This window comes from Nocardioides guangzhouensis (assembly GCF_004519545.1).
GTDB lineage: Bacteria > Actinomycetota > Actinomycetes > Propionibacteriales > Nocardioidaceae > Nocardioides > Nocardioides guangzhouensis.
Window position 1 is genome coordinate 200,221 of sequence record NZ_SDKM01000001.1, and the last position, 23,422, is coordinate 223,642.

The following is a 23,422-nucleotide window of genomic DNA, read 5'->3' on the forward strand; positions in this document are numbered from 1 at the left end:
GCCCGGGCTGCCTGTCCAGATGGGCCCCGCCCAGGGGTTGACCGGGCATCTGCCTTGCGCTGGCGCACCGCCCGACGTACGCTCACGATATATCGCGACAGTGCGACGACAGTCACCAATCGTCGTCCACGCGCCCCGGCAGACACATGGGAGTACGGACGTGGGATCCAAGGGATACAACCGACAGTGGGCGCGCCACGGCGAGCAGCAGTGGCACCAGCACGGCCGTCGCGGCGGGGCGGGCGGCCCGTGGGGTGGCTGGGGACCGGGCGGCTTCGGCCGGCCGGGCAATCCGGGACCGCCGCCGTGGGTGGCCGGCCTGTTCGGCCTGGCCCAGGCCGAGCCCGGGCGGGGGCCGCGGGTCCGCCGCGGCGACGTGCGGTCCGCGATCCTCGACGTGGTGCACACGGCGCAGCAGAACGGCGAGGAGATCAACGGCTACCAGGTCATCCAGAAGATCAGCGAACGCAGCAATGGCGCCTGGCGGCCGAGTCCGGGCTCGGTGTATCCGACCATCCAGCAGCTCGAGGACGAGGAGCTGCTCCAGACCGTCGAGCTGAGCAGCCGCCGCAGCCTCAAGCTGACGGCCGCGGGCGAGCAGTACGTCACCGACCACGCCGACCAGCTGACGGCGGTGTGGGCGCCGTTCGCGGATCCGGACGGAGCGGACACGGGCGGCTTCGGCGACCTACGCCCCGAGATCGGCCAGCTCATGGGGGCGGTGTGGCAGATCGTCAGCACCGGCAGTGACGCCCAGCGGCGGGCTGCCGTCGGGATCCTCGTCGAGACCCGCCGCAAGCTGTACGGCGTGCTCGCCGATGGCGACCCCGACCAGGACACGGCCGAGGACGCATGATGGACGACGACCAGCTGCGGATCAGTGACGCGGAGCGAGAGAGAGCCGCCGCCGACCTCGCCGAGCACTACACCCAGGGACGGCTCTCGACCGAGGAGCACGCCGAGCGGTCGGACCGGGTCTGGGCCGCACGCACCAAGGGCGACCTGCTCCCGATCTTCCGCGACCTGCCCGGTCCCTACGGCCCGCCCCGGGAAGCCGAACCCTGGGCACGGCCAACGGAACGCGCCCACTGGTCGACCGGCCCGCGCCCGTGCGCCGGACGGCGCGACGCATCGGCTCCCGTAGTGGTCGTCCTCGTGGTCCTGCTCGGGATCACTGTGGCCATGCATGTGCCGGTGTTCCTGGCCGGGCTCCTGGTCGTGGCGTTCGTCCTGAGCCGGCACCGCCGGCGAGCCATGTGGGGTCGCCCCTCGCCGCGTTGACGGGCGGAACCCCAACCCAACAGACGTCGCCACGTCCGAGAGAGGCCCAGACCGGCGCCAGCACATCCACAACCTGCCGACCAACAGGTGCCGGAGGACCGGCGCGTGACTGCGCGCCGAACCGGTGCGACGCTTCGACTTCGACTCGCCGAGCGGGAGCGAGACCCTGGCGGGTGAGGTCCAGAGTCCGAGGGCGTCGACGTCTGCCGCCGAACGTCTGCAGGGACACCTACGAGGCGGACACGCCCGTGCCCGGACTGAGCTGTCCCAACACTTCCAGGATCCGACTTGCATCGGCAGCAAAGGTCTCGGGGCTCATCCGAAGCGCATTACGCCTCGAAAGCCCGGCCAACGATGGTGGGAGTTGGCCCGGGCTCGGCATTGGTGCCCCGTCGATGAGGATCGGGACCACGCGCTTTCCGAGTTCCAACGCAAGCTCGACTTCCTGTCGAACGTGGTCGGCGGGGTCATCGAGTCGCCGCCGTCCAGAGCCGGACTCGAAATCCAGCCACTGCGGCCCGATCAGGACGAGCACCGCCATGGCGTGCTCGATCCCGGTCCGGAGAGCGTCGGGGTATGTATCGCCGACCTTGATGCTGTCGACGTCGAGAAACACTTGACCGGAACCCAATGCGTTGCGCAGGAAGTCTCCGAGTCGGGCCGCCACATGCGCGGCATCGGACCGTCGATACGAGATGTAGACACGTCCGCCTCCACTCCCTTCGGTCGGTATTGGTGCTTCACGTGGGAGCTCGCTGGGCTCGGTCGCAAGGGGTAGTCCAGCCGTCGACCAGCGCAGCTCCAGCTTCTGCAGCAACCTCTCGCGCTCGGGCCCTGCTCCGATGTTGCGAGCCAGTTCGACGAACTCCTGGTCATTGGAGCACTTGAGGACTATCGATGGAACCTCCTCCTGCAGAACGCGCAGTGTCTCCTCCGCAGGAGCTTTCCCGACCATCTCGGTATTGAGGTTGTAAGAGATGAACACCGCCTTGATGACGGCGAGTTCCTCGTCGTCCAGATTCGCCCCACCTCCGCGCAGCAGTCGCCGTGCTTCAACGAAGTCGAGGCACTCCTGGAAGAGGTCGGCGCCTCTTCGACGCCAGATCGACTCCATGGCGTCGGGGTAGTACATCTGCAGGATCAAGGCGCGCAGAAGACTCTCGGCGCCTATGTCGCGCCATTCTTGGTCGAGCTGGTAGGCAAGAACGAAGTTGTTGATGAAGCGTTTGATCCTGCGCGGGTTTCGTCCGCTCCTGTCGATGACAAAGTTGCGCTCGGAGGACTCAACGAGTCCTCCGATGTTGGCCGTCGTCAGGTAGTCATCGATGAGGGCCTGGGCAAGGTCGTCGGTGGGGGGAGTTATTCCGTAGGAGAACTGGACGATCTTCTCGAGGTAGTCGAGGGCCGTCACCTCGTCCTCGTAGCCCAGTTCTCCGGAGATGGCTCGAGAGATGATCTGCTTGTCGTATCCGATGACAAAGATGAACCCGGTCGCGTTCAAGTAGAGCTTCATGCCTTCGAAGACCTGCAGGACGCTGGCGGGCGAACACCGATCCAGGTCATCGATGAAGACCACAAGCAGCCGACGACCGACCCCCGAATCCCTGGACATCCAGTCATCCATCGTCGACTGCACAAGCGCCTGGATCTCGTTTCGAGTTTCCACATTGACTTGCATCTGACGCCAGAGCTCGTCGGCGAGGGACCTCACCCTGAGGACGTCCAGTACGAACATCACGGCCACACGGGAGACGGTCAACAGCCGTTTCCGCTTCATCGCCCGGCGCAGGATGTTGGTGTCGATCCTGTTCAACACCGACTTGATGAGGCTCTCAAGCACGTCCTTTCCTTCTGCGGTCCACGCGTTGAACCAGACAGTCTCGACATCGTCCCGGCGATCCAGCTCAAGCTTGAGGCGCATCATCAACGAGCTCTTGCCCGACCCCCACCCGCCGTCCACACCGACGGTGAAAGGGGACGACTGGCGCGAGGTGATGACCAGCTCGCTGAGACGCTGGCTGACATCATGGAACCCGAGCGCGTCGGAGCCAGACGTGCTGGGTTGGTCTCCGAGGAGTCGATACTCCTGACTCTCCACGCGACCAGTCTGGCCTCGCCCGTCAGAACACGACAACCTGCGACTGGGCATACAGCGGCCGGACCGACACCTCCTCCACCAACAGGGCGAGCGCCTGGGTGGCGACGCCGCGGCCCCACCACTCGCGAACGTCCCGACGAGCCGGGACGGGGGCGCGAGACTAGCCGACGGCCTGGATGACCGTCGCGCAGAAGTCAGCCGGATTGCCGACGTCCTTGATGATCACCTCCTCGAGGAACTCGTCGTCGTACGGGTCCGTCGGAGTACCACCGTTGTCCCACAACGCCTCGAAGCGGACGAGGGTCGCGCCGCGCGCAATCACCCGGCCGTCCTGGAGGTACACGACGCGCGCTGGTCTTTGCGAAATGATGGTCGAGGTGCCATCCCCGTTGTCCGTCACCTTCAGGTCCGCGAACCTGAGGTCGATCACCTGGGTCACGGACTCGCCGGTTGCCACGTTGGTCACCGTGCGAGCAACCTGCTCCAACGCCGCGTAGTAGTGCATACCGTCGGGGCCATGGACGGTGACCTTCGACCTGCCGTCCACCACGAAGACTTGCTCCAGCGTCAGGCCGGGCACGCCGCAGCTGTCCTCCTCGACAAAGCTGAACTCGTTGTGGAACGCCTCCCACTCTCCAGGCGCCGCGGAGGCGGTGGCCTCGACGCCGAGCGCGGGGATGGCCAATCCTGCAAGCAATGCCGCGAAACTGGTGAGCGAACGAAGTCGGATCATCAGAGACTCCTCTGCTTCGCGAGACATGGTTGTCCCGGCTGTCTTGACCGTTCTCGCAGGACCCGGTGCCTCTGCGGTGTCCGCGCGGTATCCCGTCGTCGCCACGCCGGTACCTCGGTTGCGCTCCGCTGGTATCTCTGCGGTACATGCGCCATTGACGGCCCGTGGCGGGGGCGCGGACTGTGAGGAGATGGGTATCGCCCTGTTGGGGCCGTTGGTCGTGAACGATGGCGCCGTCCGGCTCGGTTCACGTGATCGGATCGTGCTGACGGCCCTCGCGATGCACCCCGGCGAGGTACTCAGTGCGGAGCGTCTGGCCGATGCGGTGTGGCCGGGCATCCCGCCGGCGTCGTGGCACAAGAACCTGCAGGGGTGCGTGGTCCGGCTGCGCAAGGCGCTCGGTCCCCAGTCCATCGTGACGTCGCCGGGTGGCTACCGGCTGGCCCTTCCCGCCGACGCCGTCGACGGCCAGGTGTTCGAGCGAGCGGTGGAACGAGGCCGCGAGCTACTGACGTTGGGAAGCCACGAGCTCGCCGCGTTCACGCTCCGCGACGCACTCTCGCTGTGGCGCGGACCCGCCCTGGTGGACCTGGAGGAGTGGGAGCCCGGCAACCAGTACGCCGAGCGCCTCGAGGAGCTGAGACGGGAGGCAGAGGAGCTGTGGCTCGAGGCCGCGTTGAAGGCCGGACATCACCGCGAGGTGCTGGCCGAGGCACAGGCGATGGTCCGTGCGGCGCCGCTCCGGGAACGACGATGGCAGCTGCTGGCGCTGGCGCAGTACCAGTCGGGTCGGCAGGGTGAGGCGTTGCGGACTCTGCATCGGCTGCGGCAGGTGCTGGTCCGCGAGCTCGGGTTGGACCCGGGCCCCGACCTGGTGGCCTTCGAGCAGGCCATCCTGCGGCAGGAACCGGGCCTTCTCGTCGAACCCGCGCGGGCTTCTCCCGAGGAACGGTGCCCCTACCGCGGACTGACGCCCTATGACGTGACCGACGCAGAGAGCTTCTTCGGTCGCGACGGCGACGTGGCCGCGTGTCTGGAGCTGCTGGCCGCGGAGGGTGTCCTGGCCGTCGTCGGCCCGTCCGGCAGCGGGAAGTCGTCGTTGGTGCGAGCCGGGGTCGCGGCCGCGCTGGAACGAGACGGCCGATCGGTCGTGACCATCGTTCCCGGCGCGCACCCCCTGGAAAGATCGTCAGCGCTCCCGGCCCGCCGGTCCCGGCCCGCGACCCTGGTCGTGGACCAGTGCGAGGAGGTCTTCTCGCTGTGCCACGACGCCGCCGAGCAACGTGCGTTCCTGGACTGGCTGGTCGAACATGCGCGGGCCGCTCCCGTGGTTGTCGCGCTGCGCGCGGACCGCATGGGCGACGTGTCGGGACATCCCGGCTTCGCCAAGCTGGTACAGCGGGGACTGTACGTGCTCGCCGCGATGGCCCCCCAGGACCTCGAGGCCGCGATCGAAGGCCCCGCACGGCAGGTCGGGCTCATCGTCGAACCAGGGCTGGTGGACCTCCTGGTCCGCGAGGTCGAGGGCGAACCGGGCGCCCTGCCGATGCTCTCCCACGTGCTGCAGGAGACCTGGCTGCGCCGGGAGGGCCGGACCCTGACAGTGGCCGGCTACCAGGCTTCCGGGGGCATCAGAGGGGCCGTGGCCCAGTCGGCGGAGGACGTCTACGGAAAGGTGGACGAGGACGAGCGTCGCGCGCTCCGCGACCTGTTGCTGCGGCTGGTGATCCCGGGGCTGGACGGTCAGCCGGTGCGCAGCCGGGTCCCGAGGAGACTCGTGGTCGGCGACCCCGCCCACGACCACCTCATCGACCTGCTCGTGGGGACGCGGCTCGTCACCAGCGACGACGGCGTCGTGGAACTGGCCCACGAGGCACTGGCCCGCGCATGGCCCCGACTCGGAGCCTGGCTGCAGGAGGACGTCGACGGTCAACGCATCCTCCACCACCTCACGGGCGCCGCAGACGCGTGGAACTCGTTGGGACGCCCCGACAGCGAGCTCTACCGCGGCACGCGTCTCGCTAAAGCGCTCGAGTGGCGCGGCAGGAGCGGTTCTGTGCTGACTCCGGACGAGGCGGCGTTCCTGGATCGTGCCGAGGCGGTGGCCCTCGGCGAGCAGCGCGCCGCACGGGACCGGGCCCGCGCCCAGGCGCGACTGATCCAGCGGCTCAGGGTGGCCCTCACGGGCGCAGTCGTCTTCCTGGCGCTCGCCGCAGTCGCAGGCGCGTTCGCCGTCGTACAGAAGAGGTCGGCCGACGACAACGCCGCCGGCGCCCTCCGGGCGGCCACTGCCGCCGAAGCCCGTCGAGCCGGTGCCCGAGCACTGGTCTCGGAGGACACAGACGAGTCGATGCTGCTTGCCGTCGCGGGGGTCAAGCTCGACGACTCACCGGAAACCCGCAGCAGCCTGCTCGGTGCGCTCGCGAGACGCCCCGGGCTGATCGAGTCCACCCAGCTGACCGGCCCCCACATCATCTCCTTCGACATGAGTCCTGACGGCCGTACCGTCGCCACCTACGACAAGACCAACCACGTGCGCCTCTACGCGACGGGGACCGGGCGGCAACTCGGGGAGTACCAGGCCGGGTCGAAGGCACAGCTCTCGTGGTGGAGTGGCCAGGCCTCGTTCAGCCCCGACGGTGACACGCTTGCCGTCGTGATCGCGGCGCCGGCCCGGCAGCCGGTGATGCTCCTCGATGTCCGCACCCTGAAAGCCCGGCGCCTGCAGCCCGAGGCCCCTCCCCGGAGGCGCTGGCAGGTCAACGACCTGGCGTGGAGCCGCGACGGACGCCATCTGGCAGCCACGCTGTGGCGCGTCCGGGGCAAGGGCGCCACCCTCCGGAGGACCTCGCCCCAGGCGGTCGTGTGGGACCTGGACGCTCCCTCGCGACCCACCAGGATCGGGCTGCACGAGGCCGTCAGTGTCGCCCTCAGCGTCGATGGTCGCCGCCTCTACACGACCGCCCCCTCCGACCCGATCGAGCAACTCACGATTCACGACCTCCCCACCGGGACGTCCGTCGGGGTGCACCTGGCCGAGCCGGTCGAGGAACTGACCATGAGCCCGAACGGGCGGTTCCTGGCCGGATCCGACGACGCAGGGCTGGTGCTGCTCGACGCCGAGACCGGCGACCTGCGACGGCACCTCAGGGGAGCCGGGGAGAGCGGGTGGATTCCGAGCTTCTCCCCCGACGGAAGCAGGGTCGCGACGGTGACCTTCAACCGGGAAGCCGTCGCCTGGGACGTCGCCACCGGCGAGCTGTTGGACCGGTTCCCCCTCGGGGAGGCCGGGGATGTCGTCGACTTCGGTGCAGATCGCTCAACCCTCTACACGGCCGGGGGACACAGCGCGCTGCGGCACTGGGACCTGGACGGGCAGCGACGGTTCATCCGCCAGGTCACCGTTGCCCCACCGGAGCTCGGTGGTGGAGAGGTCGGCGTCCAGCCCGCTCCCGGTGGCAAGCTCATCGCCTACTCGAACGTCTCCGACGAGGGCACGCGGACCACCGCCCCCACCCAGAGCCACGTGAGCTTCCTCGACGTCGATTCCGGACGCGTCGGGACGAGGCTGGACCGCGGCCACGGCTACCGCCCCGCCCGGGGCGGGGGAAGCTGGCATCCTGACGGCATCCACTACGCCCTGGCGACCGGCGGCGAGATCCGGATCTGGAATGCGCAGTCCGGCCGGCTGACCGGGATGGGCCGATCGTCGGGCCCCTACGTCAGCGCGATCGACTACAGCACCGACGGCAGCCGCCTCGCGATGGCCGAGCTGTCCGGGCGGGTGAGCATGCTCGATCCGACCTCCCTGACCCCGGTGGGTCGCTCGGTGGAGCTCGATGAACCCGTCTGTTGCGTCTCGGCCGGGCCGGACAACCACACGGCCCTGGCACTCACCGGACCTCTGGACCCAGCAGGTTTCTGGGCCGAGTCGATCACGGGCTGGGCCCTGGTCGACCTCGAGTCGGGCGACGTTCTCGACCACGATCACGTCGACATGGACCTGGGAAGGGTCGCCTTCTCCCCAGACGGCCGCCATGCCGCCATCGGCGGAGCCCGGAGCGGGCGTGGTGAGGTGCTGGTGCTGGACACCGAATCCGGTGAGCCGGTCCGGCCGCCGGTGGTCGGCCACGACGGTGTTGTCGACTCCCTCGCCTACTCGACCGATGGCGAGCGCATCCTGACCACCGGTGCCGACGGATCTGTCAGCCTCTGGAACGGCGAGACAGGTCTCCAGCTCGCCCATGTCGCCACACCGCAGCACCCCATCGCTGCAGAGTTCGGCGAAGGTACGGACTCGGTCATCATCGCACCGCTGTGGGAGGGGCCCGTGTACGAGTGGGACACCAGCACCGACTACGCGATCACGTTCGCCTGTCGCCTGGCGGGTCGTGACTTCACCAAGGCCGAGTGGGAGGAGCACTTTCCTGGCCGGAGGTACCAGGAGACCTGTCCGTCCTGAACCACCACCGACCTTGCGGTACCGCGCGATTCGCGACCTTGCCGGAGCGTCCGGAAGGGGACGCCATCAGCCGGCCTTCGGGTCTGGCACCGAGGACGCGTGCACCCACACATGGCCGCGCCCGTCGCATTCCTCACGTTCACAGATCAGGGTCCCACCCGGGGACGTAGCGGTGCACATCGCGGACTCCTTCGCTCCACGGCCGAGAACTGCTCTCGGGCCAACCCCGACCGTGGCGGTGCCGCTGTGATCCTCACACTCCCCGAACACCTACCTACCCGAAAGGGCGTACCCGACGCCGGAATCTGCAAACTCCCGCCCGTCGGCACTGGGACCAGCCGCAAGGACAGGTCGCAGCGGCCCAGCAAGACCACCCGCAGGGGTGAACCGCAGGCCGCGGCATGCTTCGTACCCTCGAATCGCCCCTAGACCGTGGAGTCCCCGGCCCGGTCGGGGCGCCCGTCGCTCAGCTGGGTGGGACCAGGCCGAGCGATGTGGCCCAGGCACCGTCGCATGCGCAGTCAGGGGGACCAGCATGACCTTGTACACCTACGATCCGGCCACGCCGGAGAAGCCGGGCGGCACCCGGGTCTGGGCCTTCGTCGGCGGGGCGCTCGCCGGAGCGCTGGTCGTGGCGATCGTCTGGTGGGGCGCAACCGCGCTGGACCCCGAGGCGGTCTCCACGCCGCCGGCGGGGGACCAGCAGCGCGCGGCGCTCTCGGGAGACCACCCGGACGACGCGGCGGCCTCGCCGGCCTCCTCGCGCGACACCGGCGGCACGACGTACCTGACGCGGTGTCGCGAGGTCTTCGCGGCGCAGGAACGGCCGCTGAAGGCGGCGGCGGCCTCGCTCGCCCAGTGGCAGGTGCACATCGGCGCCATGAACAAGCTCGTGACCGGTGTGATCACCCTCGACCAGGCCACCCAGTTCTGGGACCAGACCCGGGTCGGAGCCTCGCGACGGCTGGAGCGCGCCGCGGCCGGCCGGCGGCACTTCGACCGGCGCACCGCCCGTTGCCCGGCACCACCGGCGTCGGCGCGGCGGGACCCGGAGGAGCGCACGTGCCACCGGGCCGTGGCAGCACGCAACCAGACGATGCGCCTGGCGACGACCGCTCTGGGGACCTGGCAGGAGCACGTCCACCACATGGAGATGCTCCGGCGCGGGGAGATGACCCCGGAGGAGGCGACACAGATGTGGCTGCAGAGCTGGCACACCGGCAACGACCAGGTTCGCGCCTACCGGGCGGCGGCCGCAGCGACCCGGTCCCGCTGCTGACGGCCGCGCCCGCGCGCTCCGAGACCTCGAGGGCAGGGACGCAATGTCGAGCGGACGGCCCGGAAGTACGACGAACTGTCCCTACGTGACGTCCGCGGCTCGGCTCTAACGTTCCCGCGGCGTCTGTGACACCCGTCACGGGCGTGGCTCGTTCCCAAGGAGAGCTCGTGACGGTCACCAGCACGGATCCACACCACCATGACGACGACGCGCACCTCGCGTCGCTCGGTTACACCTCGGACTTCAAGCGCGACATGAACCTGTGGGGGAACTTCTCCCTCGGGTTCACCTACCTGTCCCCGGTGGTGGGCGTCTACAGCCTGTTCGCCTTCGCGTTGGGCACCGGCGGCCCGCCGATGATCTGGGCCGTCGTGCTGGCCGCCGTCGGGCAGCTGCTGGTCGCTCTCGTGTTCGGCGAGGTGGTCGCGCAGTTCCCGGTCTCGGGTGGCATCTACCCCTGGGCCCGTCGGCTCTGGGGGCGCCGCTGGGCGTGGATGACCGGCTGGGTCTACATGATCGCGCTGGTGGTGACCATCGCGAGCGTCTCGTACGGCGCGGGGCCGTTCGTCGCGATGCTTCTCGGCATCGACCCGACGGTGAACATCACGATCGCCTGCGCGCTGGCCGTGATCGCCCTGGCGACCGTGCTCAACCTCGGCGGCACCCGGCTGCTGGCCAAGGTCGCGTTCTTCGGCTTCGCGGCCGAGCTGGCCGGGGCCCTGGTGGTCGGCGGCTGGCTGCTCCTGGCCCATCGTGAGCACGGGCTCGGCGTCCTGTTCGACTCCTTCGGCGCCGGCGGCTCCGGCTCCTACCTGCCGGCGTTCCTGGCCTCCGCCCTGATCGGCGTCTACCTCTACTACGGCTTCGAGGCCTGCGGCGACGTCGCCGAGGAGGTCCGCGACCCGGGTCGCCAGATCCCGAAGTCCATGCGGATGACGATCTACATCGGTGGCGCCGCGTCGTTCTTCATCACCCTGGCGCTGGTGCTGGCGGTGCCGGACTTCGGCGCCGTGATCTCGGGCGCCGACCCGGACCCGGTCACCACGGTCCTGAAGGACGCGTTCGGTCCGGTCGGCTTCCGGCTGGTGCTCGCCGTGGTGCTGATCTCGTTCGTGTCCTGTGCGCTCAGCCTCCAGGCCGCCGCCAGCCGCCTGATCTACGCCTACGCGCGCGACGAGATGATGCCCGCCAGCCGGCTCTTCGCCACGTTCAACACGAAGGCCGCGGTGCCGCCGTACGCGCTGGCGCTGGCCGCGGTGCTGCCGGCCGTGATCATCATCGGTTCGAAGGTGTCCGCGGACGCCCTCACCAAGATCGTGTCCTTCGCCGCGCTCGGCATCTACATCGGCTTCATGATGGTCGTGCTCGCGGCGCTGCGCGCCCGCCTCCGGGGCTGGACGCCGTCGGGGAAGTTCACCCTCGGCCGGTGGGGCCTCGCCGTCAACGTCGCCGCACTGGTCTACCAGGTCGGCGCGGCGCTCAACATGGCGTGGCCGCGCACGCCGGACGCCGCGTGGTACGACAACTACATCGTGCTGCTCTCCGCGACCATCGTGGTCGGCGTGGGGCTGGTCTACATGACGCTCCTCAAGCCGCACCTCCGTTCCGAGGCCCCGCACGGCGACGCCACCCCACGCGTGGACGAGGTCGCGTCGAGCTGAGCGGCCGCGGCGCGAGCCGCAGGCCGACCGCGACCGGTCCGGTCCGTCCCGGAGGGGGCGGGCCGGGCCGGCTCACGCGCGCGGCGGGACGGCCGAGCCGTCGGCCACCCAGGCGGCGATCTCCCCCGCGGTCCACGCCCCGGCGGCACCGGGCACTCCGGCGAGGTAGGCCCCGATCCGGGCCGCGGTCCAGCCGTGCGCCTCGCGCAGCCCGCAGGCGATCGACCACAGGTACGGCGCCGTCGGGGCCGTCGGCTCCAGGCCGGCGACGTCGTCGTGGGTCACCGTGAACATCGGCGCACCGTCCTGCTCGCCGAGCCGGGCCACCGTCTCGTAGCGGCCCGGCCCCATGGCGTGCACGAGGTCGACGTCCGGGAGCAGTCCCGCGAGGTCCCGCGCGAACTCCCCGCCGGGCGGCCGCCGCATCTCCTGCGCCGCAACGTCCGCGAACTGCTCGGCGGTGACCAGGTAGGCACGGCAGGCCACCCGGCCCGCGCCGTCGGCGTCGTAGAAGGCCATGCCCCCGCCCCACACCCCCGACTCCCCACCGAAGACCAGACGGCCCGGTACGTCGAGGACGGTGATCCGGTCGGGGACGCTCGGGTCCCGGCAGCCGGCGTACTCGCGCTGGCCCCCGGCGGGCGTGCCCCCGGACAGGTAGCACTGGAACCGTGCCCGGCCCAGGTTGGACCCGTACGCGACGTACCAGACGCGCTGCACGGTGCCCCTCACACCGGGAGCGGGCGTTCCTCGACGGCGGCCCGCGCCTCCTCCAGCAGGATTCGCTCGGCGGTGCGATAGCGCTGCTGCGCCTCCGCGGGAGAGTCGCCGACCGCGGTGAGCCCGACCCGCCCGTGCTCGGTCAGACAGCTGATCATGTGGAACACGACGCCGGACTGGAGCGCGTGGTCGAAGTGGAGGCCGTGCCGCGCCACGATGTCGAACAGGTCGGTCGGGACCAGCCCCCGCAGGACGTGGGACTCGAGGTGGTCCGTGGCGACCAGGTGCTTCTCCCGGCCGAGCCGGGTGACGAACAGCCCGGTCGACGCGTCGTACCGGCCGTCGGTCAGGAACTGCAGGGTGAGGAACGGGTGCGTCGTCCCACCTTTGCGCAGGTTGAGCTCGATCGCGTACGGCGTCCAGGCGCCGGTGGCGTCGCGGACGACCACGAAGTCGACGGCGAACCGGCCCAGCGCCCCGTCCCGGGCGAGCCGCTCGCCGATCGTCCGGGCGTGCTCGGTGATCGCGCGGGCGTACTCCGGGGCGGCCGGGAACGTGCACCCGAGGTAGCTCTGGCCGCTGGCCCCGCCCAGTAGCTGGTCGTGCGTCGAGAGCAGCTCGACCTCCCCGCCGGGCAGCACCCGGAGCTGGACGCTGGGGCTGCGCAGCTCCTCCCCCATGATCCGCTCCTCCACGATGCCGGCGCCCTCGGCGAACTTGGCGAGGTAGACGTCGAGCGGCGTGGTCTCGGACTCCAGCTCCATCTCCTTCAGCCGGACCAGCACGGCCGGCCGCTCGTCAGAGGACCCAGGGGCCGGCAGTCCCTCCAGCCGTACGACGGCGTTGCCGGCGCCTGAGACCCCCTCGTTGAGCTTGACGATGACACTGCGCATCGGGCGCCGGGCACGCATGGCGACCACGGCATCGGCCATCTGGTCGAGGGTGCGCACGTCCTCGGTACCGAGGGGGTGCGGGACGCCGACCTCGGCGAACATCCGGCGGCAGCCGCTCTTGGACCCGAGCGGAGCCAGCCGCGGGTCCGCGCCGTACATCGGCACGCCCAGGCTGAGCGCCACGTCCCGTTCGAGCTCCGTCGTGTTGTACGGCACGAGGTGCGCGCGCTCGGGGTTCGGGATCAGCGACGCGATCCGGGCCATCAGGGCCGGCCGCTCGAGGAGCTTCTCGCTCAGCGACCGCGGCGAGAGGTCGTGCACCGCGACCAGCGACAGCCGGGCGCGGGCATGGCTCGGGATGACCCCGGGCAGCAGGGCCAGGTAGTAGTCGACGATCTCGGGCGCGATCGGCACCGACGTCACGTAGACCATCCGCAGCCGGGGCTGGCGCAGCAGCATCAGCAGGAAGAGGAACCTCTCCTCGTAGGACTGGGTCAGGCTTCCGCTCGACGCGACCGCACGGTCCAGGGTGATCGAGGGGATGACGACGACCGACTCGTCGTCGAGGTTGAGCCGCATCGCGTCCCAGACGCCGTCCATCCGGGCCTGCAGGCGGTCGAACCGCTGGTAGCGCTCCTCCTCGGTCAGCGTCGACAGTGCCCGGTCCGCACTGACCGGCGGCGTCCAGAGGTCCCCGCTCACGAGACGGCCCTCGCACTGTCGACGCCCTTGACGTCGTACGCGTGGATGCTCCGGCTGAGGCCGCGCAGCTCGCGGGTCCCCGCGTCGTCGGCCACCACGGACGCGCCGGCGGAGGAGTACACGCGCTCGGTCACCAGGATCTGCCAGGCCGACGCGTCGTCGCACAGCCGGGACGCCAGGTTGGTCACCGTGCCGATCGCGGCGTAGTCGAGGCGCGCGTCGAAGCCGACCTTGCCGAGCGTGGCGTAGCCCTGGGCGATGCCGATGCCCAGCGAGAGGTCGTGTCCCTGGCGGGCCCAGCCCTCGGCGAGCGCGCGCACCCGGGTCCGCATCGCGATGCCCATCCGGATCGCGCGCAACGGCGCGTCCTCGACCGGCACCGGGTCGTTGAAGAACACCATCAGGCCGTCGCCGGCGAAGCGCTCCAGAGTGCCCTCGAACCGGAAGATCAGGTCGCCGAGCGCCTCGTGGTACTGCCCGAGGACGCCCATCACCTCCTCCGGCTCGCTCGACTCCGCGAACGCCGTGAACCCCCGCAGGTCGCAGAAGACGACCACGATCTCGCGGCGGTGGCTCTCCAGGAACGACTCGTCGCCGGTGTCGACGATCAGCTCGGCCAGCTGCGGGGACAGGAAGCGGCGGAGGCGTCCCATCCGCTCGAGCTGGGCGACCTGGGTCTCGACCCGGGTCTCGAGCTCGCGGTTCCAGTCGGCGAGCTCGGAGGCCTGGCGCTTGATCGTGTCCTGGTAGCGCTTGATCCGGGCCAGCGACGCGACGCGGGCCAGCAGCTCGCTCTGGTTGATCGGCTTGGTCAGGAAGTCGTCGGCCCCCGCCTCGAGCGCCTTCACCTTCTGCTCGTCGCCGCTGGCGGTGACCATGACCACCGGCAGGTACGCCGTCTCGGTGCGCTCGCGGATCTTCCGGCAGACCTCGTAGCCGTCCATGCCGGGCATCACGATGTCGAGCAGGACCAGGTCAGGCTCGGACCCGGCGATCATCGCCAGCGCCTCCTCGCCGGACGACGCGCTCGAGACGTCGTACCCGCGCGGGGTCAGGATCGCCTCCAGCAGCCGCACGTTCGGGGCCTGGTCGTCGACGACCAGGACTCGGGCACCCGCAGCGGGCCCGTCCGTCATGACGCACCCCCCAGCCTGAGGAAGTCCTCGACCTGCTGCGGCAGGCCCCGGACGCTGATCGGCTTCTCGACGTACCCGTTGAAGCCCCACTCGAAGGCGCGGTCACGGTCGTCGTTCATCGCGAACGCGGTCACCGCCACCACGGTGACCTGTGAGTTGGTCCTCCCCACCCGGATCTGCCGCAGCGCCTCCGCGCCGTCGATGCCCGGCAGCTGCAGGTCCATGAGGATCAGGTCCGGGGCCATCTCCCCGGCCAGGCGCACACCGTCCTCCCCGGTCGTCGCCTCGATCACCTCGTACCCGCAGAACGTGAGGACGTCCCTGACGAGCTTGAGGTTCTTCGGGTTGTCCTCGACCACGAGGATGCGGCTGGGGGTCATGTCGTCACCTCTGTTCCCTCTCCCTGCGACGGGGCCGGCACCGGCGCCCCCGCGTCCCGCAGCGCGGCCAGCAGGTCGTCGCGCCCCACCGGCTTCACCAGGTACGCCGCTGCGCCCAGCGCGACGCCCCGCGCCTGCTCGTCCACGATCGAGACGACGATCACCGGGATCGCCCGGGTCTCCTCGTCCGACTTCAGCGCCTGCAGCACCGCCCACCCGTCGATGCCCGGGAGGCGGATGTCCAGCAGCACCGCGTCCGGCCGCACCCGGCGTACGGCGTCGAGCCCGGTCTGCCCGTCGCGGGCCGCGGTCACCCGCAGCGCCGCACCCGCCAGGTAGGCGGTCATCAGGTCGAGCGACGGCCGGTCGTCCTCGATCACCACGATCTCGCCGGCCGTGGTGGCGTCCGCGCCGACCGGGGGCTCGGCGGGCCGACCGACCGGCAGAGAGAAGCCGAAGGTGCTGCCCACCCCCACCTCGGTCTGCAGCCACATCCGCCCGCCCAGCAGCTCCACGAGGCGCCGGGACAGGGTCAGACCGAGGCCGGTGCCCTCCTCGCGCGAGCTGCCCCGGCCACCTTGCTGGAAGGACTCGAAGATGCGCTCGCGGTCCGCCTCCGGGATGCCGATGCCCGTGTCGGCCACGGTGATCTCGACCTCCGTCCCGGTACGCCGGGCGGTCACGGTGACCGACCCGCCGTCGCCGGTGAACTTCACCGCGTTGGTCATCAGGTTGATCAGGACCTGCTTGAGCCGCAGCTCGTCGGAGTACACCTGGTCGACGTCCCCGGCGACCTCGGCCCGCAGGCCGATCCCGTGGGCGGCCGCGCGCTCCCGCAGCATCGACGTGGCGTCGACGACCAGGGCGCCCAGGTCGAACCAGGAGTAGGCCAGCTCCATCCGGCCGGCCTCCACCTTCGACAGGTCGAGGATCTCGTTGAGCAGCTCCAGGAGGTGCTTCCCGGAGCCGTGGATGTCGCGGAGGTACTCCTCCTGGCGCTCGTTGATGTCGCCGAACATCCGCTCCAGCAGCACCTCGGAGAAACCGAGCACGGCGTTCAGCGGGGTGCGCAGCTCGTGCGACATGCTGGCCAGGAACTCCGACTTGTGCCGGCTCGCCAGCTCGAGCTCCCTGCTCTGCTCCTTCAGCTCGCGGAACAGCTGGGCGTTGAGCAGGGCGATGGCGGACTGGCTGGCGAAGGTCTCGAGCAGGTCGACGGTCTCCTCGGTGAAGTCGCCGGGTCGCTTGCGGCGCACGATCAGCGACCCGACGATCTGCTCGTCGCGCAGCATGGGGACGGCGACGATCGACCGCCAGCCCGCGTCGTAGAGGATCCGCAGGTGCGGGTCGAGCTCGGTCTCGGCAAGGTCGGGCACGGCGATCGGGCGGCGCTGCCGGGCGGCGCGGCCGACCAGGGTCTCGTCCAGGTCGATCCGGATCGCGTGCAGCCGGTCCACGACGTGCTGCTCGGTGCGGTAGACGCTGCGGACCAGGAAGCAGTGGTCCTGCTCGGCGTACTCCATCATCGAGCCGCCGTCCGTCCCGGACAGCTCGACCGCATGCGTGACGATGGTGGTGAGCACGTCGTCGACGTCGAGGCTGGAGCTGACCGCCTCGCCGACCTCGCTCAGGGCCTCGAGCTCGTCGACCTTCCTCGCGAGCTCGGCTCCGCGGGCCTCGAGCTGCTGGACGAGCCGCACGCTGTTCACGGCCATCGCGGCCTGGGCGGCGAACGCGGTCACGATGGCCATCTCCCGGTCGTCGAGCGGGCTGACCTCGTTCCGCCACACGCAGAGCGCCCCCACGACCCTCTCGTCGACGAGCAGCGGCGCGCCCATGGTGGTCCGGAAGCCCGCGGTCTGCTGGAGGTCCAGCCGGCGGTACTCCGGGTCGGCCAGCACGTCCGCGATCTGCCCGGCACGACGGTCGAGCCCGACCCGTCCGATCAGGGTGTCGCGGTTCACCGGGATCGGGCGCTCGGCGATCAGCCGGATCGACTCGTCGGACAGCCCGACGGACGTGATCACCCGGTACTGCCCGCCCTCGAGGAGGTAGAGGATGGCTGCCTGCGCCCGGCACAGCCGGCAGGCGCTCTCGATGATCGTGGCGAGGACGGCGTCCGGGTCACCCGCCGACCGGCCCAGGGCGGTCAGGACCTCGTCGGCGGCATCGAACTGCCCCTTCAGGGCCGCGAAGTCCCGGCGGAGCCGCTCGTGCTCCGCGGCGCTGACTGTTCCCTGCGCAGGAAGTGGAGTCCGCTCGGCCATCGCCTTCCTCCGCACCGCCGGTGACCACGGCGCACCCGGCGATGTCCCTTCGAGTCTCGCGAAGAACGAGCGGGTCGGCAATCGCCCCTTGGGGCCATCGGGGGTGGGTCGTCATGCCCCTCGGGAACGGCCGGGATCAGCGACCCTCGTGGGTCATGCTGTCCACGGCCGCCGTGACTGCCAGGACCAGCACCGGGTCCTCGCCGCCGCGGACCTCGACGCCGTACGTGTCGGCGACCCGGAACCACTTCTTCGAGACCTCGGCGATCGTGTCGCCGTCGCGGTCCACGTGGTACTCGTGGTCGACGATGTTGCCCTTCACCTCGAGGTCCTCGCCGTGCTCGACGTGGACGTCGAAGCGCTCCCGCAGCGGCGTGATCAGGGCCTTCTTGACGGTGGCGACGGTGCGGCCGTCGGCGTCCTCGATCTCCACCGTGTCGCGCACCCGGAGCTTGCGCTCCTGGATCTTGAGCAGCTCGCGGCCGGACGCGTCCTCGAACACCATGGTGTCCCGGATCCGCATCGCCTTGCCGTTGACCTTGAAGACCCGGTTGCCCTGATCGTCCTCGATCCAGAAGTCGTCACCGATCGCCACCAGCTTCTGGCGCATCCGGTACGTCGTGGCGCTCCGTCGTTCCTCGCGGCGCTCCTGGCGCCGATCCCGCAGTCCCATGCCAGTCTTCCTCTCTCAGGCCTTCCTTCATCCAAGGCGGGGCGTCCGGGCGGCGTCAGGGTCGAAGGTCCCCCGGCCGCGCACGTCAGACCCCCGGTACGGCGACGTCCCGACCACCCTCCTGGGTCAGGCGCTGGCCCATCCGGACGATGCTCGGCCGGGCCGCGAACGTGCCCGCGACCAGCGCCTCGCCCTGCGTGAACGACGGCGAGGTGGCCAGCAGGGCCGGTGGCGCGAAGCCGAACATCTCGGTCAGCTCGGCCACGTCGCCCGGCGAGTTCATCCGCATCAGCACCAGGTTGTCGCACTGCGAGAGCACCTGCGGGTGGATCTTCGACGGCCGCTGGCTCGACAGGAAGAGCCACAGGCCGTACTTCCGGCCCTCGGCGGCGATCTGGATCAGCCGCTCGACCAGCAGCGTCTGGATCGGCCCCTGCGGGACAGCGGGGCACAGGTTGTGCGCCTCGTCGACCACGATCAGCGTCGGTGTGCGCGACCCGCGCTGGAGCCACAGCTGCTCGATCAGGTCCAGCGCGACCGCGACCGGCTCGTGCGGGTCCATGAACCCGCTCAGGTCGGCGACCGTGACCCGGGCCCCGGAGCCGACTACCTCCGAGGCCGACGGCAGGTCGCCTGCCCACACCTCCCAGGACCCCAGCCCGAGGTTCTCGATCCGCTTGGCCAGCGCGCGGGCCGCGTCGTCGCCTTCGCGGAGCCGGCGTACGACGTCGACGATGTCGGTGTCCCCCGACCGCACCTCGATGTTGAGGTAGGCGTTGTACTCGTCCCGGTCCCTGATCGGGTCCAGCCGCAGCACGGCGGCCTGGGCGGCCCGCGGCATCGCGGTGAACCGCAGCCGGAGCGGGGTGGCCCCGGTGGCGTCGGCCCCGAGCACGCGTACGTCGAGGCCCCGCAGCTTCGCGGACTGGTCGGCCGATGCCTCGTCCCGGACGTCGCCGAGCCCGACGAAGTCGGCGTTCGGGTCGAGGATCACCATCCGCAGGCCGGTGCCGATGAGCACCTGCTCGAGGATCACGCCGAGCGCGTAGGTCTTGCCGGACCCGCTCTGCCCGCAGAGGAACGTGTGCCGCCCGAAGCCCTGGGACCGCAGTCGGGCCGGGACCGTGACGTCGCCGCAGGTCCAGGTGCCGATCGGCAGGTCCGCGCCTCGGGCAGCCTGGAGCGCCTCGAGGTCGGCGGCCTGCGCCGCGCCGACCTCGGCGGAGGCGAACCGGCGCCCGACGGCGTTCGGGCCGGGGTCGGCGAGCAGCACGCCGTTGCCGACGCCGTCGAGGACCTGGACCGCGATCGGGTCGGTTTCACCCGGGGGGCGGACCAGCACCACGTCACCCGCGGCGATGCCCCCACCCGGCGGACTGCTGACCGTCACCGTCCGGCCGTCGGCCGAGCTCGCGAACGCTCCCGTCATCGTCTCCATCGCGCCCTCCGTCCCTCACCCTGGTCAGCCCGAGGCTGGCGCGGATCCCGGGGCGTGCGCATCCCCCCTTCCGGGTGGGCGTGCCGGCCGGACCAGACCGGCTCGGGTCACCGGCAACGGATCGGTTGCGCCCGACCCACAGGACGGTACGGACCTGGCAACGCGACGGTATCGACCTCTTTGTCCGGGTCCGCGGCGGGCGGGGGGCGACCTAGCGTTCGTCGTACTGGAAGCGGACCGGTCGGGGGGCCGGTTCGCGGGGTAGGGCGCGGAGGCGCACTCCGGGCTCGTGTCTGTGGGGTGAGGACATGGGGAACGCAGCAGCACTGGTGGACCGCTGGCCGATCAGGGAGAGCCGGTCGGCCCGGGTGCAGACGATGGCCGGCGCCTGGATGTGGGCCGAGGTCCGGGGGCGGAACACGGAGTCCGAGGAACCGGACTCCCTGGTCGCCGATCCGACCGTGCCCCTGCCACGCGCCGACGTCGAGCACCTGCTCGTCCTCCAGTCCGTCGACGGTGGACCGGCTGTGGGGGTGCCGGTCCAGGCGGTGGTCGGGCGCTTCCTGCGGGTCGCCCCGCACGGCGCCCGTCCCGGGATGGAGTTCGGCCCGGTCGACGTGGCCGTGCTGCGTCGGCTCGTGGTCGAGGCCGCGCCCGACCTGCTGGACCGCGGGGGTGCCCGGCAGGCCAGGCGCGGCGCCTGACGCCGGGCCGACGTCGCGCGCCGGATCGTGGGGGCGGCGCGCGGCGTCGCACGCCCGCGCGCGCGTGGACCGGTGTGTCATGGTTTCCCCCATGGTGGGAGGCAAGGCCGCCAAGCGGCTGGGGCTGGAGATTCTCGGGTGGACGCTGGTCGTCCTCGGCCTGGCCGCGCTGGTGCTGCCCGGCCCCGGCCTGCTCATGCTGTTCGCGGGGCTCTACGTCCTCTCCCAGCAGTACGAATGGGCCGAGCGGAAGGTCGAGCCGGTCAAGGTCGCAGCGTTCCGGGCCGCCGCCGAGGGCGTCCAGACGTGGCCGCGGATCCTGGCCTCGTTCTGCGGCGTGCTGGTGATGGTCGCGATCGGCATCACCTGGGGCCTGCGGCCCGAGGTGCCGGGCTGGTGGCCGATCGCCGAGCACTGGTGGCTGCCGGGCGGGTGGGGCACGGGGATCTCGCTGATCGTGTCCGCGGCCGTCGCGTTGACGCTGATCGTGTTCAGCTACCGCAAGTTCCACGGGGTCGAGAACCCGCTGGAGGTCGCCGAGGCCGCGGCCCGGGACGACTGACCGCTGTCGACCGCCGCCCGGCTCACCCGTCGTACGCCGCGATCTCCGCGCGCAGCCGCGTCTTGACGTCGTCGGGGGCGAAGGACACCTCGACCGCCGTGGTCGCCAGCGCCCGGAGGCCGTCGCGGTCGAGGTCGAGCAGGTCGGCCGCGATCTCGTACTCCCGGTTGAGGGTGGTGCCGAACATCGGCGGGTCGTCGGAGTTCACGGTGATCGTCACGCCGGCATCGCGGAACGCGCGGATCGGGTGCTCCTCGAGCGTGGCCACCGCCCGGGTCGCGATGTTGGACGACGGGCAGACCTCCAGCGGGATCCCTGCGTCCGCGAGGTGCTCGAGCAGCCCCGGATCGGCCGCCGACGAGGTGCCGTGGCCGATCCGCTCCGCCCCGAGCAGGCGTACGGCGTCCCAGACGGTCTCCGGGCCGGTGGTCTCGCCCGCGTGGGGGACGCTGCGCAACCCCGCCGCGCGGGCCGCGTCGAAGTGTGGCTGGAACTGCGGCCGCGGCACGCCGATCTCGGGCCCGCCGAGCCCGAACGCGACCAGCGCGTCGGGGGCGTGCTCGAGGGCGTACTCCAGGGTCGCGTCGGCGGCCGGCAGCCCGGACTCCCCCGGGATGTCGTAGATCCAGCGCAGCACCAGCCCGAAGTCGCGCTCGGCGTGCACCCGTGCCTGCTCGATCGCCTCGGTGTAGGCCTGGATCGGGATGCCCCGGAGCACGGAGGTGTACGGCGTGCAGGTGAGCTCGGCGTACCGCAGGTTCTGGCCCTCGGCCATCTCGCGCGCGACCTCGTAGGTCAGCAGGTGGATGTCCTCCGGCGTCCGGATCAGGTCCACCACCGCGAGGTAGACCTCGACGAAGTGCGCGAAGTCCCGGAACGCGAAGAAGTCCGCCAGCGCCTGCGGGTCGGCCGGCACCACGCCGGGGTGCCGCTCGGCGAGCTCGGACACGATCCGCGCGGACGCGGACCCGACGTGGTGGACGTGCAGCTCGGCCTTCGGCAGGCCGGCGACGAACGAGGAGAGGTCGGTGGGTTCGGTCACAACGGGGAGTCTGCCAGCGTGTCCTCCCCGGAACCGAAACCGCGACGCCGTTGAATGGCACTGGCCCCGCAACGTATGAGGTTGCGGGGCCTGATGCTTCTCCCGGGTCAGCTGCCGTTCTGGATGCGCTGCATGACCTGCGTGTCGAGGTCCTCGATCGAGGTCGCGCTGACCGACTCGCCGTTGACGAAGACGGTCGGCGTGGAGTTCACGCCGCGGCGGGAGGCGTCGTCGTTGGCGTTGACGGTCCACTGCTGGAACGAGCCGTCCTCGATGCCCTTGCGGACCGCGGCCTCGTCGGCGCCGGCGGCGACCGCCTTCCGCACCAGCCAGTCGTCGTCGGGCATGGCGCCGCCCTCGCTCGGCTGGTCGGCGTACAGCTCGTTGTGGAAGCGGAGCGCGGCCTCTCCCCCGGCCTCGTCGAGGACGACGCCGAAGGCGTTGAAGGCGCGGGTGGAGTAGTCGCCGAGGAACGCCATCGGGCGGTAGACGACGTACACCTTGCCGTCGGCGGCGGCCTGCTGGAGCTTCTCGTGCGAGATCGCCTCGAGCTGGCCACAGTACGGGCAGAGGAAGTCCTCGAAGATCTCGACCTTGACCGGCGCGTTCGGGTCACCGACGCCGAGGCCGTACTTCTCGGCGAGGCCCGCCTGCACGGCCCCGTTGCCGGTGGTCGACCCGTCGGGCGTGCTCGACGACGACGAGCCGCCGGGGGTCGCTCCGTCGTTGCCGGTGGTGTCGCGGCTGGCCTGCACGGCGACCCCGACGCCGACGACGATGGCGAGCACCACCACCACCGCCAACGCCACCAGTCCGTTGCGCGGCTTCGTCTTCATCAGGTCGTCTCCTCGATCGGTTGGGTCCGTCCGGCCGGCGCCTTCTCGGCGGACGGGAAGAGCAGGGTGTCCAGGGCGAGCTTCGTGCGCGGCCGCCACACGAGGTACGCCGAGAGCAGCAGCAGGCCGGCGTCGCGGGCGATCTCCCACGGGTACTCCGACGACGCGCCCTCGCGGTAGCCGCCCCCGCCGAAGCAGCCGCACTCGATCTGGAGGCCGCGCGACCACGCCGACGCGATCCCCGCCACGAACGCCGCGAACAGCACCGCGGAGGCCACCGCCATCACGCGGGTGAGGAGGCCGAGCACGAGGCAGACGCCGACGACCACCTCGAGGACCGGCAGCACGTGGCCGACGGTCGGCACCACGGCCTCGGGCAGCAGGTCGTAGGCGCGGACCGCGCGCACGCTCGCGGCGGGGTCGGGCAGCTTCAGCAGGCCCGCGACGATCCAGACGCCGCCGACCACGAGACGGGCGGCCAGCCCGAACCAGACCTGCATGGCCGCCACGGTACGTCGCCCGGCTGAGACGAACCTGAGCCGGACGGCACGCATC

19 protein-coding genes are annotated in these 23,422 nt (G+C 70.8%); 7 read left to right on the forward strand and 12 right to left on the reverse strand.

The genetic code is table 11. The features are described 5' to 3' along the window. Nucleotides 1-160: 160 nt before the first annotated feature. Nucleotides 161-856 (forward strand): PadR family transcriptional regulator, encoded by a 696-nt coding sequence (locus EKO23_RS00950; protein ID WP_217702392.1) that lies wholly within the window; start codon nucleotides 161-163, stop codon nucleotides 854-856. Then, nucleotides 856-1,281 (forward strand): DUF1707 SHOCT-like domain-containing protein, encoded by a 426-nt coding sequence (locus EKO23_RS00955; RefSeq protein ID WP_167880264.1) that lies wholly within the window; start codon nucleotides 856-858, stop codon nucleotides 1,279-1,281. Before EKO23_RS00950 ends, EKO23_RS00955 begins: the two co-directional genes overlap by 1 nt. A gap of 229 nt (nucleotides 1,282-1,510) precedes the next feature. Here the strand turns inward: EKO23_RS00955 and EKO23_RS00960 are convergent, their stop codons facing one another. Beyond that, nucleotides 1,511-3,379: a P-loop NTPase fold protein gene (locus EKO23_RS00960; protein ID WP_167880265.1), complete on the reverse strand. Its 1,869-nt coding sequence runs from the start codon at nucleotides 3,377-3,379 to the stop codon at nucleotides 1,511-1,513. A gap of 160 nt (nucleotides 3,380-3,539) precedes the next feature. Next, nucleotides 3,540-4,112, reverse strand: coding sequence for a hypothetical protein (locus EKO23_RS00965; RefSeq protein WP_134713129.1), 573 nt, complete (start codon nucleotides 4,110-4,112; stop codon nucleotides 3,540-3,542). 190 nt (nucleotides 4,113-4,302) lie between these two features. On the opposite strand from EKO23_RS00965, the gene EKO23_RS00970 reads away from it, so the two are divergent. The 3 genes from EKO23_RS00970 (at nucleotide 4,303) to EKO23_RS00980 (ending at nucleotide 11,514) form a co-directional block, all read left to right on the forward strand. Continuing rightward, nucleotides 4,303-8,574 carry an nSTAND1 domain-containing NTPase gene (locus tag EKO23_RS00970; RefSeq protein WP_281280831.1) on the forward strand — a complete coding sequence of 1,424 codons (4,272 nt, stop codon included), beginning with the start codon at nucleotides 4,303-4,305 and terminating at the stop codon, nucleotides 8,572-8,574. Nucleotides 8,575-9,109: 535 nt separating this feature from the next. Next, nucleotides 9,110-9,853 (forward strand): hypothetical protein, encoded by a 744-nt coding sequence (locus EKO23_RS00975; protein WP_134713133.1) that lies wholly within the window; start codon nucleotides 9,110-9,112, stop codon nucleotides 9,851-9,853. A 167-nt stretch (nucleotides 9,854-10,020) separates the two neighbouring features. Then, entirely contained in the window at nucleotides 10,021-11,514 is a 1,494-nt protein-coding gene (locus EKO23_RS00980) for an APC family permease (RefSeq protein WP_246050835.1), read from the forward strand. A 72-nt stretch (nucleotides 11,515-11,586) separates the two neighbouring features. Here EKO23_RS00980 and EKO23_RS00985 read toward each other — a convergent pair whose 3' ends face one another. The 7 genes from EKO23_RS00985 to EKO23_RS01015 all read right to left on the reverse strand — a co-directional run bounded on the left by EKO23_RS00985 (nucleotide 11,587) and on the right by EKO23_RS01015 (nucleotide 19,723). Beyond that, complete coding sequence (locus tag EKO23_RS00985) at nucleotides 11,587-12,234, reverse strand: histone deacetylase (protein WP_175582642.1); 648 nt, start codon at nucleotides 12,232-12,234, stop codon at nucleotides 11,587-11,589. An 8-nt stretch (nucleotides 12,235-12,242) separates the two neighbouring features. Beyond that, nucleotides 12,243-13,829: a peptide ligase PGM1-related protein gene (locus EKO23_RS00990; protein ID WP_134713137.1), complete on the reverse strand. Its 1,587-nt coding sequence runs from the start codon at nucleotides 13,827-13,829 to the stop codon at nucleotides 12,243-12,245. Then, nucleotides 13,826-14,965 (reverse strand): response regulator, encoded by a 1,140-nt coding sequence (locus tag EKO23_RS00995; protein ID WP_134713139.1) that lies wholly within the window; start codon nucleotides 14,963-14,965, stop codon nucleotides 13,826-13,828. The genes EKO23_RS00990 and EKO23_RS00995 overlap by 4 nt, the downstream gene beginning before the upstream one ends. After that, nucleotides 14,962-15,345, reverse strand: coding sequence for a response regulator (locus EKO23_RS01000; protein WP_134713141.1), 384 nt, complete (start codon nucleotides 15,343-15,345; stop codon nucleotides 14,962-14,964). The genes EKO23_RS00995 and EKO23_RS01000 overlap by 4 nt, the downstream gene beginning before the upstream one ends. Further along, nucleotides 15,342-17,612 carry a GAF domain-containing protein gene (locus EKO23_RS01005; protein ID WP_134713143.1) on the reverse strand — a complete coding sequence of 757 codons (2,271 nt, stop codon included), beginning with the start codon at nucleotides 17,610-17,612 and terminating at the stop codon, nucleotides 15,342-15,344. The genes EKO23_RS01000 and EKO23_RS01005 overlap by 4 nt, the downstream gene beginning before the upstream one ends. A gap of 136 nt (nucleotides 17,613-17,748) precedes the next feature. After that, on the reverse strand, nucleotides 17,749-18,285 hold the full coding sequence (locus EKO23_RS01010; RefSeq protein ID WP_134713145.1) for an LURP-one-related/scramblase family protein: 537 nt from the start codon (nucleotides 18,283-18,285) through the stop codon (nucleotides 17,749-17,751). A gap of 85 nt (nucleotides 18,286-18,370) precedes the next feature. Then, the gene (locus EKO23_RS01015) at nucleotides 18,371-19,723 is read right to left on the reverse strand and encodes an ATP-binding protein (protein WP_217702393.1); all 1,353 of its coding nucleotides are present in this window, start codon (nucleotides 19,721-19,723) and stop codon (nucleotides 18,371-18,373) included. 308 nt (nucleotides 19,724-20,031) lie between these two features. Here EKO23_RS01015 and EKO23_RS01020 point away from each other — a divergent pair, with 308 nt between their 5' ends. Next, nucleotides 20,032-20,427, forward strand: coding sequence for a hypothetical protein (locus EKO23_RS01020; protein WP_134713147.1), 396 nt, complete (start codon nucleotides 20,032-20,034; stop codon nucleotides 20,425-20,427). A 91-nt stretch (nucleotides 20,428-20,518) separates the two neighbouring features. Continuing rightward, a complete protein-coding gene (locus tag EKO23_RS01025; RefSeq protein WP_134713149.1) occupies nucleotides 20,519-20,989 on the forward strand; it encodes a PGPGW domain-containing protein in 471 nt (156 codons plus the stop codon). Between the two features lie 22 nt (nucleotides 20,990-21,011). Here the strand turns inward: EKO23_RS01025 and EKO23_RS01030 are convergent, their stop codons facing one another. The 3 genes from EKO23_RS01030 to EKO23_RS01040 form a co-directional block, all read right to left on the reverse strand. After that, a complete protein-coding gene (locus EKO23_RS01030) occupies nucleotides 21,012-22,031 on the reverse strand; it encodes an adenosine deaminase (RefSeq protein WP_134713151.1) in 1,020 nt (339 codons plus the stop codon). Between the two features lie 107 nt (nucleotides 22,032-22,138). Continuing rightward, nucleotides 22,139-22,867, reverse strand: coding sequence for a DsbA family protein (locus EKO23_RS01035; protein WP_134713153.1), 729 nt, complete (start codon nucleotides 22,865-22,867; stop codon nucleotides 22,139-22,141). Next, the gene (locus tag EKO23_RS01040; protein ID WP_134713155.1) at nucleotides 22,867-23,367 is read right to left on the reverse strand and encodes a MauE/DoxX family redox-associated membrane protein; all 501 of its coding nucleotides are present in this window, start codon (nucleotides 23,365-23,367) and stop codon (nucleotides 22,867-22,869) included. The genes EKO23_RS01035 and EKO23_RS01040 overlap by 1 nt, the downstream gene beginning before the upstream one ends. Nucleotides 23,368-23,422 lie beyond the last annotated feature (55 nt).